Here is a 14,524-nt window from a genome sequence, read left to right on the forward strand (position 1 = left end):
CTCAGGCTCCTTCTTTCTTGTTGACAGGCACGGTGGGCACGGGCACTTCGCTGCCGGCCGCAGCCTGCGCAATGACGGCCTGGGCCTCGACCTTGGCGGCAGCCGCATCGACCGGCGCCGCGGCGCTCACGGTGCGCTTCTCGATGCGCTTCTCGGGCGTGGCGTTCAGCACGATGCGGTGCACGTAGATGCCCGGCAGGTGGATGTCGTCGGGAGCGAGCTCGCCCACTTCGACGATCTTCTCGACCTCGACGATGCAGAGCTTGCCGGCCATCGCCGCTGCGGGGTTGAAGTTGCGCGCCGTGAGACGGAAGCGCAGGTTGCCCGACTTGTCGGCCACGTCGGCCTTCACCAGCGCCACGTCGGGCACGAGCGAACGCTCCATGACGTAGGTCTCGCCATCGAACTCGCGCAGCTCCTTGCCTTCGGCCACTTGCGTGCCCACGCCGGTCTTGGTGAAGAAGGCCGGAATGCCGGCGCCGCCCGCGCGCAGCTTTTCGGCCAGCGTGCCCTGGGGCGTGAATTCGAGGGCCAGTTCGCCCGCGAGGTACTGGCGCTCGAACTCCTTGTTCTCGCCCACGTACGACGCGATCATCTTCTTGATCTGGCGCGTCTCGAGCAGCTTGCCGAGGCCGAAGCCGTCGACGCCCGCGTTGTTCGAGATGACGGTGAGGTTCTGCGCGCCGGAGTCCTTCAGCGCCTCGATCAGCGCCTCGGGAATGCCGCAAAGGCCGAAGCCGCCGACCGCGAGCATCTGCCCGTCGGCCACGACCCCCTTGAGTGCCGCTTCTGCGGAGGGATAAATCTTGTTCACTCGGGCTCCTTGATGGAATGGTGAGAGTGGGTGGGTGGTTGGGTGGGAAGCCGTCAACGATACTACGTACCCGCATACGTAGTATTTCGTAATGGTGACCCCCGATGCCCGAGATCGATTACAGGCTGGCGTTTGAGCATGCACCCGTGGGCATGGTGGTCTCGAGCAACCGCACCATCGTGGCCTGCAACCTGCGGGTGTGCGAGATCTTCGGCGCAACGCCCTCCGCGCTGGTGGGGCATTCGTTCAGCATCCTGTACCCGAGCGTGGCCGAGTTCGAGCGCATCGGCAAGCGCATGGAGCCGTTTCTGAACGCCAACGGCAACTACGCCGACAACCGCATGATGAAGCGCCTGGGCGGCCTGCACGGGGCGATGGCCGGCGAGACCTTCTGGTGCCACGTCACCGGCCACGCGATGAACCGCGACGCGCCGCACGAGGCCGGCATCTGGACCTTCGAGGACCTGGGCTCGCGCCGCGCGGTGAAGGCCGAGCTCACGCCGCGCGAGCGCGAAGTGGCGGCGCAGGTGATGCGGGGACTGACCTCCAAGGAGATCGGCAAGGCGCTGGGCATCAGCCACCGCACGGTGGAACTGCACCGGGCGCGGCTGATGCGCAAGTACGCGGCGGCGACGACCGCGGAGCTGGTGCAGAAGCTCATCGCGGGCTAGCTTCGCGCGGCGAGCCGGACCCGCGCGTCCGGCCTTCATGTTTCGTCTGTAATCCACGCCCGCTTCATCTGCATCGAAGCCCGGCCGGACGCAATTCGCGCGGAACGCGCGGCCACGAGAGTACGGGACATCGACTCCCCCTTCACCACTCTCTCCGCACAAGGACCCAGACCCATGAACCGCCGCTCCTTCTCCGCCGCCATCGTCGCAGGCGTTGCCGCATCCACCCTCTCCACCCGCGGCCTCGCGCAGACGCTCGCGCCGGGCGTGCGCAACGTGGTGCTGGTGCATGGCGCCTACGCCGACGGCTCGTGCTGGTCCGACGTGATCGGGCGGCTGCAGCAGGCGGGCCTGAAGGCCACCGCGGTGCAGAACCCGCTGACCTCGCTGGCCGACGACGTGGAGGCCACGCGGCGCATCCTCGCCTTGCAGGACGGCCCGACGGTGCTGGTCGGCCATTCATGGGCCGGCACGGTGATCAGCGAGGCCGGTGTCGACCCCAAGGTGTCGGCGCTGGTCTACGTGGCCGCGCGCGCGCCCGATGCCGGCGAGGACTACGGCGCGCTCGCCGCCAGGTTCCCCACGCCGCCGGCCAGCGCCGGCCTGGTCAAGGCGAACGGCTTTGCGCAACTGGGCGAAGAGGCGTTCCTTCGCGACTTCGCGGGCGATCTCGATCCGGCCAGGGCGCGCGTGCTGTACGCCGTGCAGGGCCGTATTTCCGACACGCTTTTCGCTTCGCGCACCACACAGGCCGCATGGCGCACCAAGCCCTCGTGGTACGCGATTTCGACCAAGGACCGGACCACTTCGCCCGAACTGGAGCGCTTTCTCGCGCAGCGCATGAAGGCCAGGACGATCGAGGTCGAGTCCAGCCATCTTTCATTGATTTCGCACCCGGACCGAATCGCCAACCTGATCCTGGAGGCGGCGGGAAGTTCCAGGACCTGAACGCCCGATCGTTGCGAAAACGGAAACGCCGCATCGTCGAAAGCGCCGTGTCGTTCCCTTCCCCGAGGCCTATCTTCGAACCCATGCGAACAAGCCGTTCGCAGCCACCCAGGAGTATTTGATATGTCCACAGCCCTTCATTCCGAAAAGAACCTCCTTCAGCAAACCAGGCTGTCGGTCGCCCAGGTCCACGCCATCGCCACGCATCGCCTGCCGGTGACCCTGACGCTGGCGGCGATCATCCTGTCGGTGCTCGGCGTCAAGGCGTAGCCGGAGTTTTCAGGGCGCGAGCTCTGAAATCTCGATGAGGTTCAAGTCGGGGTCGCGCACATAGACCGAGCGGATGCGCGAGGTGGCGCCCGTGCGCATCACGGGCCCTTCGATGATCGCCACGCCCTTCTCGCCCAATCGTTCGATGACCGCTTCGAGCGGCACGCTGGCGATGAAGCACAGGTCCAGCGAACCGGGCGTGGGCACATCGGCCTTCGGCTCGAACTCGTGGCCCTTCACGTGCAGGTTGATCTTCTGGTGGCCGAAGCGGAAGGCCTTGCGCCCGGCGCCGAAGGTCTCCAGCGTCATGCCCAGCGCGTCGACGTAGAAGCGCACGCAGGCCTCTTCGTTGGCGGTGGTGAGCACCAGGTGATCCAGGTGGTCGATCATGGGTTCTCCTTGAGTCCTTGGGGGTCGCGCGCCCCAGCCTACTTCTTCCCGAGCGTGGAGGCGGGCTTTGCCGCAGCCCGAGGCAACACCGGTGGCGCCACCGGCGCCTTGACCCAGCTGCGCAGCATCACGCCCAGCCAGATGCCGGCCGCGAAGATCACCCAGTACACCCAGCCCGGCAGGTTCTCCGCGCCGCTGTGCAGGTTCATGCCGAAGGCCGCGCCGATGGCCATCAGCGGAAAGGTCAGCGCCGCGATGGTGTTGAGCTTGTGCTGCGCGCGGTTCATTTCCATGGCCGAGCGCGCCTGCGCCTCCGCGGCGTGCGCGAGGCGGTAGTCCAGCGACATGCGCGTGTCCGCCAGCAGCAGTTCGAAGCCGCGCGAGATCTCGACCGCGAGGTCGCGCAGGTCGACGAGCATCACGTCGTCCTTGACGGCGTCGCGGGCGGCCTGCAGCGTGTCCTGCATGTTCCGCGCGGCTCGGGTGAGCGGAATCAAGGGGCCGAGGATCTGGAACAGGTCTTCCGAGGTCTCCGCCGCCTGGTGGCGGATCTCGAAGGTGCTGAAGGCCGCGCGATAGCTCTCCAGCAGCTTGGCGAGCGCGCGTTCGCCGGGGTTGTTGCCCTTGTGCAGCCACGCCCCGTCGGGCTTGCGCAGGAACACCGTGGGCTTGCGCTCGGCGCCGGTGCCGGCGGGCGGCTCGTGCAGGATCACCATCAGGTGCCCCTGCTCGTGGATGATGCGCTGCGCGCCATAGGTGGTGCCGCCCAGCCGCTGCTGCATCTCGGGAGGCAGCTCCCAGTCGTAGTCGATTCGTCTTGCCATCAGTCGGCCTGCAGTTCTTTCCACAAGGTGTCGAATTCGTCCGCGAAGCGGCGAACGAGCGAAGGGTCGTTGCTCAGGATCACGTTCTCCTCGTTGTAGTCGCAGGCGCTGCGCGTCCAGTTGTAGCTGCCGTTGATGAGCCGCGCGCCGTCGAAGATGGCGAACTTGTGGTGCATGTGCGCCTCGGTGCGGTCCACCGCGACCGGAATGCCGGCCGCGCGCAACTGGCCGACGTCGCTGCCGCGGTCGAACTCCTTGTCGTTGTCGGTGATGAAGCGCACCGCCACGCCGCGCCGCTGTGCGGCCAGCACCTCGGCGGTGATGCGGTCGTCCGACAGCGTGAAGACGCAAAGATCCACCGAGCGCTTCGCAGCCTTCAGCTGCTGATTGATCGCCTGCAGGCACCCCGTGCCCGGGCTGAAGAAAGCCTGCGAGCGCACAGCCACGGCATCGGGCGAGCGGCCGGTGTCGATCGCGCGCACCACGCCTTCGAGCCACTTGAGCAGCGACAGCTGCTCGGGGTCGGCCGTGCGTGCGCGCACCAGGTCGAAGGCGCGGTTGCGCAGCTGGCGCAGGCCGTCTTCGGGCGGCGACGCTTCGCGCAGCGTATGGACCAGCACGCGGCGCTCGTCGTCGCTCAGGCGTGCATCGGCCAGTGTGGCGTCCAGCTGCGCGAGCAGTTCGGGCAAGGCGGCCTGCGGCTCGTCCGAGGCGTATGTGGATGCGGATGCGGAAGTTGAAGTGGCCTGCATGTCTCAGTGGTCCTTGTCGGGTTTGGGCGTTGGCACGCGCTTGGGTGCCGCGCGGCTCGCCTGCACTTCAGCGGCCAGCCGCTCCATGTCCTGCCTGATCGAACGGTCGAGTTCGAGCCGGCGTTCGGTGGCGGTCACCAGCGGCAGGATCAGCTCGCGGTAGGTCACCGCGATCTGGAGCATGGCGTCGGCCAGGCGCTGACCTTCGCTCGGCCCTTCGGCCACCGGCATGGGCGCGGGCACGGGCTTGAGCGCATCGACCGCGCGCGCCACGTCGAGCATGCTGCTGGCGATGCGCTGGCTGCCGTCCACATCGGCACCGCCGAGCTTGCGCTGCCGCACGAACTCCTCGCAGATGGCGGTCCAGCGCGCGCTTTCTTCCGGCGTCGGGCTGCCCAGCAGTTGCGCGAGGCGCAGCAGGTTTTCTTCCGCGCCGGTGGTCAGCGTCTGCGCTTCGCCGCGGTAGTGGTCGCGCAGGAGCGCATCGAGTTCGTCGTCGCGCATGAGCGGCGTGATCTTGCCCGCGAGCTTGGTCATGTTGCGGTAGCTGCCCTGCAGCTTGAACGGTGGCGCGGCGCGGTAGGCCTCTTGCTGCGCGGCCGATTCGATGTACGCGAGGTTGACCTTGAGCAGCAGGTCGCGCGCGCGGAACAGGCGCTGCAGCAGCGCCTTGATCTCCTCCAGCTCGACCGCGCTGTAGGCGTGCGAGAGCGCGCTGCTGGGCACGTCGTGGCCCTGCGCCATCTTCACCAGCAGCTGCACGTCCTTCGGATCGCGCGAGGCCAGCGGCATCAGCGTGGGGTTGGAGGTCAGGCTGTTCTCGATGTACGAGAGCGCGAACGCCGCCTCGCGGCCCGAGAGCACGTCGCCCAGGTTGTAGATGTCGGCGCGGTTGGCCAGCATGTCCGGGATCTTGAACACGTCGCCCGACTCGGTGTAGGGGTTGCCCGCCATCACGATCGCGAAGCGCTTGCCGCGCATGTCGTAGCTGCGCGGCTCGCCGTTCCACACGCCCTCGATGCGGCGCGTGCCGTCGGCCAGCGCAATGAACTTCTGCAGAAACTCGGGGCTCGTGTGCTGGATGTCGTCCAGGTACAGCATCACGTTGCTGCCCATCGCCAAGCCCAGGTTGAGCTTCTCCAGCTCCTGCCTTGCCGCGCTGTTGGGCGCGTTGGCCGGGTCGATGGCCGTCACGCCGTGGCCGAGCGCCGGGCAGTTGATGCGCACGAAGATGAGGCCCAGCCGATCGGCCACGTACTCCATCAGCGTCGTCTTGCCGTAGCCGGGCGGCGAGATCAGCAGCAGGAGGCCCATGCGGTCGGTGCGGCTGCCCTCGCCCGCCGAGCCGATCTGCTTGGCGAGGTTGTCGCCGATGATGGGCAGATACAGCTCGTCGATCAGCTGGTTGCGCACGAAGGTCGAGAGCGGCTTGGCCTGGAACTGGCTGAGCTTCAGGCGCGCCTTCTCGCGTTCGAGCAGCGCGTGGCGCAGGCTCTGCAGCGCCTCGTAGCCCGGCACCGCGTGCATGGTGTGGAAGAGGAAGCGGCGCCAGAAGTCGTTGAGGTTCAGCGTGATGCGGCCTTCGGCCACGCGCGGATGCTCGCCGCGCAGCCCCTCTACCGTGCGGTCGAGCGCCGCATTGACGCGGGTGCGTTGCAGCGGAATGGCCAGCACGCTGGCTGCGTCGTCCACCCAGTCGATCGATTGCGGCGCCTGGTGCACGGCAAAGGCGCGCACCCAGTCGCGCGCGAGGCGCCAGCGCTCGGCGGGCGGCGCGGCATCCAGGTCGTGCTGCCAGGCGTCGCGCCGGCCGCCGCGCTCCAGCTCGCGCAGCAGCGCGGCCGCGAGGTCTTCGCCCGCGCCCGAGACGGCCCAGGTTTCGCCACCGCGCTCGCCGGCCAGTTCGCGCACGAGGTAGGCGGCGGCCTGGTCGCACAGCGTGGACACGCGGCCTTGGTGGGCGTCACGCTCTTCCTCGCTCGCGGCCTCGGCCAGCGGCAGCATGTCGGGCACCACGTCGTGCGCGAAGTGCTTCAGGGCGCGCGCCGTGTCGGCTTCGAGCTGCTCCAGCGCATCGCGCCGGCCGAACAGCGTCTGCATCTGCATCGCGGCGCGCGCGCGGCGCAGCAGCGATTCGCGGTGCGCGATCAGGTGCCCGTGCTGCCAGTAGAGCAAGGCCAGCGCGCGTTCGGTCGGGCCCCAGGCCAGCAGGCCCGCCTGGTCCTGCATCGCGACGAGCGCGCCCAGCAGGCGCAGGGCGTCGTCGTCGTGGATGCCCTTCTGGTAGCCCTCCTGATAGCGCGCCGCAGCGAAGCGGCGGACCATGTCCAGCAACTGCGGATGCAGCGGGTCTTCGGTAAGCAGCGTGCGCACGTCGGCCCAGCTGCGCTCGGCCTTGCCGTCGAGCAGCGCTTCCAGCAAGCGGCCCGCGAGGTACTCGGCGCGCGACAGCTCCGCTGTCTCCGACACCAGCGACTGGTTCCAGTAGCGTTGCAGCGGCAGCAGCCGGGGTTCGTCCACGGGGCTCTGATAGTCGGTGCCCGTCACCTGGTAGGCCATGCCCTCGTCGCGGGCCACCAGCGTCAGGTCGACCGGCTGGCGGTGAACGGTGAAGGCGTGGCGGCCCAGGCGCAGCGTGTCGCCGCCCTCGCTCACCAGCTCGCGCTTGTCGCGGATGGAGCGCAGCGCCTGGTCGCGCGCGGTCTTCAGGCGCGTGTCGAGCTCGTCGGCCGGCACCGCGGCGCCCAGCGTGCGCAGGTCGGCGATCAGTGTGCGCAGCTTGCCGATCATCGGGTCGGCCGCAAAGTAGCTGTGGACCTGCGTGAGGTCGGCCAGCTGCGCGATGCGGCGCGGAATGCCATCCAGGATGCGCCCCGCCGCATCGACCACGCCTTGCGCGCGGCGCTGGCGGGCTTCGACCAGGCTCTGGCGGCGCGCGGAGAGCGCCTCGTACACGGTCTCGCGCTTCTCGGCGATGTCGGCCAAAAAGTCTTCCTGCTCGGCGAAGCGGCCTTCGATTTCCTCGAGCTGGGCCAGCAGGCGCGTGAGCGCGTCGTCGCACTTCTCGGGCGTGTCGGCGAATTCCAGCGCGTTTTCCACCGCCTGGCTGAAGAGCTTGAACTGCGCGCCGAACTCCGCACGCGCCTCGGTCGCGCCCAGCGACTTGCGCCGCACGCGCGCATCGGCGCGCATGCGGTTGATGTCCGCGTAGATCAGCGAGATGCGGTCCAGGATCGAGGTGCGGATCACCGCATCGCCGCCCGGCAGGCTCCCCAGTTGTTCGGTCAGCAGATCCAGGCCCGCGGCCTGCTCGTCGAGCGTCGCGAGCATCTGCCCGAGCGCGGGCGACGTCGCCAGGTTGGGCAGTTCGAGCGCGAGCTTGTCCAGCGCCTGGCGCTGGCCGTTGAAGGCGGTGTCGGCGGCCAGGAACTGCATCGCGCGTTCGCCGATGCGCTGCTGCTCGACCTCGAGCGCCGCGTCCATCGCGGCGATGCGCGGCAGGTCGGCGTAGCGCAGCTCCTTGAGCATCTGCAGCGCGCCGCGGCGCTCCCGCAGGCGTGCGAGCGCCTTCACGAAATCGTCGGGCGCGCGCCAGATGGTGCTCGCGATATCGACCAGCAGCGCATGCTGCGCGTCTTCGGCGCGGGCCAGCGCGCGCGCGGTTTCGCGCCGGATGGTGTCGACCTTCTCGAACTCGGCCAGCGTGCTGCGCGCCACGTCGGCGATGCTGCGCAGCTCCGCCATGAGGCCGGCGGCCTCGGACGCATCGAGCCAGAAGTAGGCGTCGCTCACGCGGGTGCATTGGCGAATGAGGTCTTCGTAGGCGGCGCGCGTGGGCGCCTGCTCCCGCACCGCGCGCGCGATGCCCATCAAGTCGCTCACGCCGCGCACGAGCTCGGCGTTGCCGATCTTGCCGAAGAAGCCGGTGGCGGGCGGCTGCGCGCTCACATGCTCCTCGCTGGCGAACGGTGTCTGCCACAGCTGCATCGGGTGCACGCGCGTCGGCTCGCCGTCGTTGTCGTGGAACACCAGGATGCGGCCGTCCGCAAAGCGCGCGTAGCCGTTGGCGATGATCGGCGTGGCGAGCTTCTTGTCGATCAGGTTGTAGTTGAAGAGCGCGTAGCGCCCCGGCTTCGGGTCGTAGAACACATAGGCCACGTCCTCGCCGTTGGGCGAGCGCAGCATGCGCTTGAAGCGCAGGTGCTCCACCACCTCGGCCGGCAGGTCGAAGCGCTTGTACTCGCCCGACTGCAGGTAGTACCCGCCCGGAAAGATGATGCCGTGGTCTTCGGGCAGCTGCACGCAGGAGCCGCCGATGGCGTCGATGCGCTCGACCTGCTGCGTGCGGATGTTGAACACCAGGTAGCGCGTGACCTGCTCGCGGTAAGGCTTCACGCGCAAGAGGATCAGCATGCCCAGCTTGGCCCACGCGATTTCGGCGTCGGTGAGCGACTGGCTCTTGTCCTCCACCGGTTCGCTGTAGATGCCCAGGCCCGTCTCGGTGTTGTTCTCGATCTTGATCGTGAGGTCGCCGCCCAGCGTTTCGACGAACACCGTGTCCAGCACGTTCACATGCGGATGCTTGCCGCCCACGTGGTCTTCGCGCGTGGCGACGGTCCATTCGAAATCGTGGCTCGCGGGCAGCGCGATGTCGCGCTCGCCCCGGTTGTCGATGTACTGGATGCTGCCGTCGCGCTCGATGGCCCAGCGGAACACGCGCACGTCGTGCAGCTGCTGGCCGATCTGGAACGAGGCGAGCAGCTTGTCCTGCGTCACGCGCAGCTGCAGCAGCGTGGCCTGCTTGTAGTAGGCGTAGAGCTCGCGAAAGTCCGAGGTGAAGCGCGTATCTTCCAGGAAGGTGCCGGCCAGCGGCACGGGCTGCAGCTCGTCGTTCTCGGTGGCGGCTTCGCCCGGCGATGCGAGCCGGTAGAGGCCGAACACGTCGCCCACGGCCGTCTCCTTGCGAAGGCCGATGAACACGTTGTAGCCGAACAGCAGCAGGTCGCCGATGCGCACGATGTCGCGCGCCACGGCGTTGTTCTCGGTGCGTGCGCGGGTGCGCAGGATCAGCGTCTGGTCGGAGCGGCCGAACTCGGCCAGGCGCTGCTCGTTGAGCGCCTGCGTCTTCCTGAGCAGGCCCTCGCCCTGGGTTTCGAGCCGCTTCTTCAGCAGGTCGTAGCTGCCGCTGCCCGAGACCAGTGCTTCGGTCGGGTCGGTCGGCGTCTGGGCGCCCGGTGGCGCACCGGTTTCGTCGGTGGGTTGCATGGATCGGCGCGGTCAGTCCGCGCGAAGCAGTGCGAGCAGTTCGTCGCGATGAGGCTGGGTGTCGAGCCAGGCGCGGATGCGGTCCAGCTCGTCGATGCAGTCGTTGCCGTAGCGGCGGCGCAGCGCGGCCAGGCGCGCTTCGCGCACCTCCTCGGTCTGCAGGCGGCGCTGCCATCCGTCGGACAGCAGCTCGTCGAGCCGGCCCGCCAGGCCGCGGCTCACGATGGCGCGCCACTCGCCCGCGTCGAACCACAGGTTCTGGCAGGCCACGCAACGGTCGATGCGGAAATCGGGCCCGGCGCTCACGCGCAGGCGCTGCATCAGCCGGTCGCATTCGGGGCAGTGGCGCACGGCGGCGATGTCGAACACCTCGATCACTTCGTCATCGACCTCATGCGGCACGCGCTTCGGGTCGGCGGCCTTCCAGGCGCGCCAGTCGTCCATGGCCATCACCATGCCGCTGCAATCGGCGCACTGCACGCCCAGCAGCGCTTCGGCCAGCGCCACCGGCTGCATCGCTGCGTGCCCGGTGCAACTGCACTTCAGGTTGGGGTTCATTGCACGTTCCCGTTCAACGGACGGAAAGTGGAAATGAGGTTCTGCAGCGCCGACTTCTGCTTGTCGGTGCCGTCGGCGGCGATGCGACTCATCAGCGAGGCGACGCTCAGGTTCTGGATCTCGCCCGACGAATTGCCCAGCGCACCGACGATGTCGCGCAGGTCCTTCACCACGTCGCGTTCGCCCGAGAGCTGGTCCTTGAAGGCGACCTGCACCGCCTGGCTCTTGGAGATGACGCCGTCGATGCCCTTGCCCACCGAGAGCGAGCGCACGAAGCTGTCGAAGTAGTCGCCCGAGCCGCCCACGATGTCGATCTTGGCGTTGGCCAGCGCCGTGCCCAGCACGTCGGCCTGTTCCTTGGCAATGGAGGTCTGCGCGTCGATGCCCTTCATGGTCTCGATGTGCGACTTTTCCAGGCGCATGCGGAACTCTTCGTGGTCGCGGGTCTCGGGGCTCATCGACTTCATGGCCTCGAACTTCTCGTGCAGGCCCTTGGCCTCGGCGTTGAAGCGGGCTTCGATCACCTGCGCATCGGCCTGCCCCGACTTGAGCGTGGCCTCGGCATCGGCCGTGCGCACGGTCACGTCGGCGAGGCCGAGCTTTTCCTTGCCCGAGGCTTCGGCGTCGAACTTGGCGCGCATGCCGGCGGCTTCGGCCTGCGAGCGCGCCTCGATCACCTGCGCGTCGGCCTGGCCGGCCTTGAGGATCGCGTCGGCATCGGCCTGGCGCACGTGCACGTCGGCCAGTCCCAGCTTTTCCTTGCCCGAGGCTTCGGCCTCGAAGGTGGCCAGGCGCGCCTGCGCGGTGGCGATCTCGACCTTGGCAGCGGCCAGGCCCGGCGCGGCGGACAGGGCCTCCATGCCCTCGGCCTCGCGCTTCTTCGATTCGGCGTCGCGCTCGGCCACCTTCAGCTTGGCATCGGCCAGCGTCAGCTCTTCGGCCGCCTTGTGGCGTGCGCGCTTTTCCTGCGTTTCGGCCGCCTTCACGTCGATCACCATCTTCTCGTCGGCCTGGCCCTCGGCCATGATCACGACCGACTTCTTGGTGCGCTCGGCCTCGGCCACCACGCGCAGTTCCTTGATCGCTTCTTCCTGCTCGGCCACGGTGCGCTCGACCACGATGCGCTCGCGGATCACGTCGGCAATGGCCTTCTTCTGCACTTCGACGGCCTTGTCCTTCTCGATGCGCTGCAGCGTCACTTCCTTCTCGCGGTCGACGATCTCCAGGTCGCGGGCACGCGTGACCTTTTCTTCCTCGACGGCCACCGCGCGCTTGCGGTTGTTCTCGGCCACTTCCTTTTCGCGCTGCACGTTCTCTTGCTGCACGGCCACGGTCTGCTCCGAGAGCAGGCGCGCGGTTTCGGACTTGGTGCGCTCCTCGGACTGGATCTTGGAGGTCTCGGCTTCCTCGCGGGCACGCACGCTGGCGATCTCGCGGTGCTGGCGCGAAGTGGCGTCGGCCTGCTGGCGCTCGAGTTCGAGCAGCGCCTCCTGCGTCTCGACGTTCTTCTTCTTGATCTGCATTTCCTCGTTGCGGCGCAGCTCGTTGGTGCGCACATGCTCGACCGCCGTGAGTTCGGTGATCTTCTTGATGCCCTGTGCATCGAGGATGTTGTTGGCGTCCAGCTCCGACAGCGGCGTCTGCTCCAGGTAGTCGATGGCCGCGTCCTCCAGAACGTAGCCCGAGAGGTCGTTGCCGATCTGGCTGATGATCTGGTCGCGGAAGCCGTCGCGCGCCTGGTAGAGATCCACGAAGTCCATCGACTTGCCCACCGTCTTGAGCGCTTCGGAGAACTTGGCGGAGAACAATTCCTCCAGCGTCTCGTGGTTGGAGGCCCGTGCGCAGCCGATGCCCTGCGCCACCTTCAGCACGTCGTCGGCGGTCTTATTCACGCGCACGAAGAACTTCACCTTGATGTCCGCGCGGATGTTGTCGCGGCAGATGAGGCCTTCGTTGCCCGAGCGGTCGATCTCGATGGTCTTGACCGAGATGTCCATCAGCTCGGCCTTGTGGATGATCGGGTAGACCATGCGCCCGGTGAAGGTCACCTCGGGCTCGGCGCGCAGCGTGTTCACGATGAGTGCGTGGCCCTGTTCGATCTTGCGATAGAACTTGGCGAACATCGCGAACAGGCCGAGGATGACCACGGCCAGTATGACCACGGCAAAGATGATGGGCTCCATTTTTTCTCCAGATTTGCTTTGAGAGCGGACGAACAGTAAGGGATGCGCGTGATCAGACGATGTCTTCGTGCGCGGCGATGAGGTAGCGCCCGGCCACCCCGTCGTATTCGAGGATCAGCGCGTGCGAGCCGCGCGTGAGCGTGTTGGGCGTGGGTGCCCAGACGCGGATGTTGAGGCTCGCGCCACGGCGCGAAATTTCGGCGCGGCCGTCTTTCTCGTTCACCACGCCGGTGACCACCCGGCAGGCCTGGCCGACCAGCGCGGCGTTGCTCACGGCCGTGTGGCTCACGAAGAGACCGCGCAGCGGCCGGATGGCGATGGCCGTGACCGGAATGGCGATGGCGGCGCTCGCCACCAGCAGCACCGTGCCGGCCACGAGCTGGAGCAGCATCGTCGGCACCAGCGGCAGGAGCCATTCGCCGCCGAGGCACGAGACGGTCCACGCGACGAGCACCAGCAGGCTCACGGCCACCGAGAACGGCACGCCGTTCAGCCCGAAGGCGACGACGTAGCTCGCGAGCTGGCCCACATCGCTCGTGTCGCCGTCGGCGTGCGTGTGCAGGTCGACGTCGATGCCGCTGTGTTCGATGTCGACCATGCCGAGCACCGCGAGCACCCAATAGATCACCACGACGCCCAGCAGCACCGTGTAGATCGCGGTGGGGTACCCCGTCACCGCATCCATGAAATTGCCCATTGATCCCTCCCGCGAGCGGGTTGTTGTTCGTTGTTCTACTTGCGGCCCGGCTTCCCCAAGCCGGTGCCCTTCTTCCCACTGCTTGCACCGCTTGCACCACTTGCACCACTTGCACCACTTGCAAATGCGATCAGGTCGCGCGTGGCCCTCTCCTTGATGGCCAGCCGGTCGTCGGCGGCCAGGCCGTAGCGGCTGGCCAGGAATTCGTAGTCTGCCCCACTGAGCGAGACCGTCAGGCGCGGTCGCTTGGGCCTGGATGTGGTCGCCAGGCCCAGCACCTGGCGGATCTGGTCGGAGGTGGACACGTGCTGCGCAAAAGCCGCGGTGCGCACCGCCTCCAGCACGGCCTCCTCCACGTCGAACGCCACCTGCACGGCGCGTATCGCCTCGTCCGAGCCCTGCCAGCGAACCGGCTTGACCCGCACGTTCATTCCGAGGCGGTCCCGCCCGGGTTGGCCTGGCGGGCGCGGATGCGTTCCATCACCTTGCCGGTGCGGTCGGCGTCGCTGCCGATGCCGGCGGCGGCCAGTTTCTTCTCGAGCGCCTGGTGGCCCAGTTCGTTCTCCAGCGCCTGGCTGGCCGTCATGCGGTCGGCCAGGTCTTCGTGGCGGGCGCGGATGCGTTCGAGCGACTCGCGCGCATTGGCCAGGCGCGAACCGCCGCTGCCGATGTTCTCGGAAATCGACTGCGTGGCGCGGTAGACGCTCTCGGTGGTCTTGGCGATGCCGATCTCGCGCTCGTGCTCGCGGATGCGCGCCTCGGCCGACTTGATCAGCTCCTTCAGCTTGGAGACCTGCAGTGCATACGAAGCATGGGCCTTGGCCTGCTCCTCCAGCTCCTGCTCGATGGTGCCGACCTTGGCGGCCACGTCGAGCGCGAGGCCTTCCTGCGTCTTGTTGAGAGCCTCCACCGCGAGGCCTTCGTAGCGCGCGATCTCGTTCTTCAGGCGCTCGATATCGCGGGCCGACTGCATCTCCTTGGCCATCACGCCGGTGAGGTCGCCCTTGGCCTTCTCGATGCTGTGCTTGGCGTCGACGATTTCCTGCTCGTAGATGCGCGTGGCGTTGCTGTCGACCACGCTCTCGCCGATTTCGCGCGCGCTGCCACGCAGCAGGGTGACAAGCTTCTTGATGACGGTCATGGGAATCTTTC

The 14,524-nt window shown here is 67.8% G+C and carries 13 protein-coding genes; 3 read left to right on the forward strand and 10 right to left on the reverse strand.

Annotated elements, in window-relative coordinates; all coding sequences use genetic code 11:
- Position 1: 1 nt before the first annotated feature.
- Positions 2-814: a CoA transferase subunit A gene (locus tag JC881_RS04750; RefSeq protein WP_198784506.1), complete on the reverse strand. Its 813-nt coding sequence runs from the start codon at positions 812-814 to the stop codon at positions 2-4.
- Between the two features lie 104 nt (positions 815-918).
- Here JC881_RS04750 and JC881_RS04755 point away from each other — a divergent pair, with 104 nt between their 5' ends.
- The 3 genes from JC881_RS04755 to JC881_RS04765 all read left to right on the forward strand — a co-directional run bounded on the left by JC881_RS04755 (position 919) and on the right by JC881_RS04765 (position 2,703).
- Positions 919-1,485 carry a LuxR C-terminal-related transcriptional regulator gene (locus JC881_RS04755; protein WP_198784507.1) on the forward strand — a complete coding sequence of 189 codons (567 nt, stop codon included), beginning with the start codon at positions 919-921 and terminating at the stop codon, positions 1,483-1,485.
- Positions 1,486-1,659: 174 nt separating this feature from the next.
- Positions 1,660-2,433: an alpha/beta fold hydrolase gene (locus JC881_RS04760; protein ID WP_198784508.1), complete on the forward strand. Its 774-nt coding sequence runs from the start codon at positions 1,660-1,662 to the stop codon at positions 2,431-2,433.
- 123 nt (positions 2,434-2,556) lie between these two features.
- Entirely contained in the window at positions 2,557-2,703 is a 147-nt protein-coding gene (locus JC881_RS04765; RefSeq protein WP_177224783.1) for a hypothetical protein, read from the forward strand.
- A gap of 9 nt (positions 2,704-2,712) precedes the next feature.
- Here JC881_RS04765 and JC881_RS04770 read toward each other — a convergent pair whose 3' ends face one another.
- The 9 genes from JC881_RS04770 to JC881_RS04810 are packed head-to-tail and all read right to left on the reverse strand — an operon-like array spanning position 2,713 to position 14,513.
- Entirely contained in the window at positions 2,713-3,093 is a 381-nt protein-coding gene (locus tag JC881_RS04770; RefSeq protein WP_198784509.1) for a VOC family protein, read from the reverse strand.
- Positions 3,094-3,131: 38 nt separating this feature from the next.
- Positions 3,132-3,917 (reverse strand): CorA family divalent cation transporter, encoded by a 786-nt coding sequence (locus JC881_RS04775; RefSeq protein WP_198784510.1) that lies wholly within the window; start codon positions 3,915-3,917, stop codon positions 3,132-3,134.
- Positions 3,917-4,669: a phospholipase D-like domain-containing protein gene (locus tag JC881_RS04780; protein ID WP_198784511.1), complete on the reverse strand. Its 753-nt coding sequence runs from the start codon at positions 4,667-4,669 to the stop codon at positions 3,917-3,919. Before JC881_RS04780 ends, JC881_RS04775 begins: the two co-directional genes overlap by 1 nt.
- Before the next feature lie 3 nt (positions 4,670-4,672).
- Positions 4,673-9,934 carry a DNA repair ATPase gene (locus JC881_RS04785; RefSeq protein WP_198784512.1) on the reverse strand — a complete coding sequence of 1,754 codons (5,262 nt, stop codon included), beginning with the start codon at positions 9,932-9,934 and terminating at the stop codon, positions 4,673-4,675.
- 12 nt (positions 9,935-9,946) lie between these two features.
- Complete coding sequence (locus tag JC881_RS04790; protein ID WP_198784513.1) at positions 9,947-10,492, reverse strand: zf-TFIIB domain-containing protein; 546 nt, start codon at positions 10,490-10,492, stop codon at positions 9,947-9,949.
- Positions 10,489-12,675 (reverse strand): hypothetical protein, encoded by a 2,187-nt coding sequence (locus tag JC881_RS04795; RefSeq protein ID WP_198784514.1) that lies wholly within the window; start codon positions 12,673-12,675, stop codon positions 10,489-10,491. The genes JC881_RS04790 and JC881_RS04795 overlap by 4 nt, the downstream gene beginning before the upstream one ends.
- Positions 12,676-12,727: 52 nt before the next feature.
- Positions 12,728-13,372: a DUF1449 family protein gene (locus JC881_RS04800; protein ID WP_198784515.1), complete on the reverse strand. Its 645-nt coding sequence runs from the start codon at positions 13,370-13,372 to the stop codon at positions 12,728-12,730.
- Between the two features lie 35 nt (positions 13,373-13,407).
- On the reverse strand, positions 13,408-13,803 hold the full coding sequence (locus JC881_RS04805) for a hypothetical protein (RefSeq protein WP_198784516.1): 396 nt from the start codon (positions 13,801-13,803) through the stop codon (positions 13,408-13,410).
- Entirely contained in the window at positions 13,800-14,513 is a 714-nt protein-coding gene (locus JC881_RS04810; RefSeq protein ID WP_198784517.1) for a PspA/IM30 family protein, read from the reverse strand. The genes JC881_RS04805 and JC881_RS04810 overlap by 4 nt, the downstream gene beginning before the upstream one ends.
- Positions 14,514-14,524 lie beyond the last annotated feature (11 nt).

Origin of the sequence: Variovorax sp. IB41, from assembly GCF_016405905.1 — a bacterium.
Lineage (GTDB): Bacteria > Pseudomonadota > Gammaproteobacteria > Burkholderiales > Burkholderiaceae_C > Variovorax.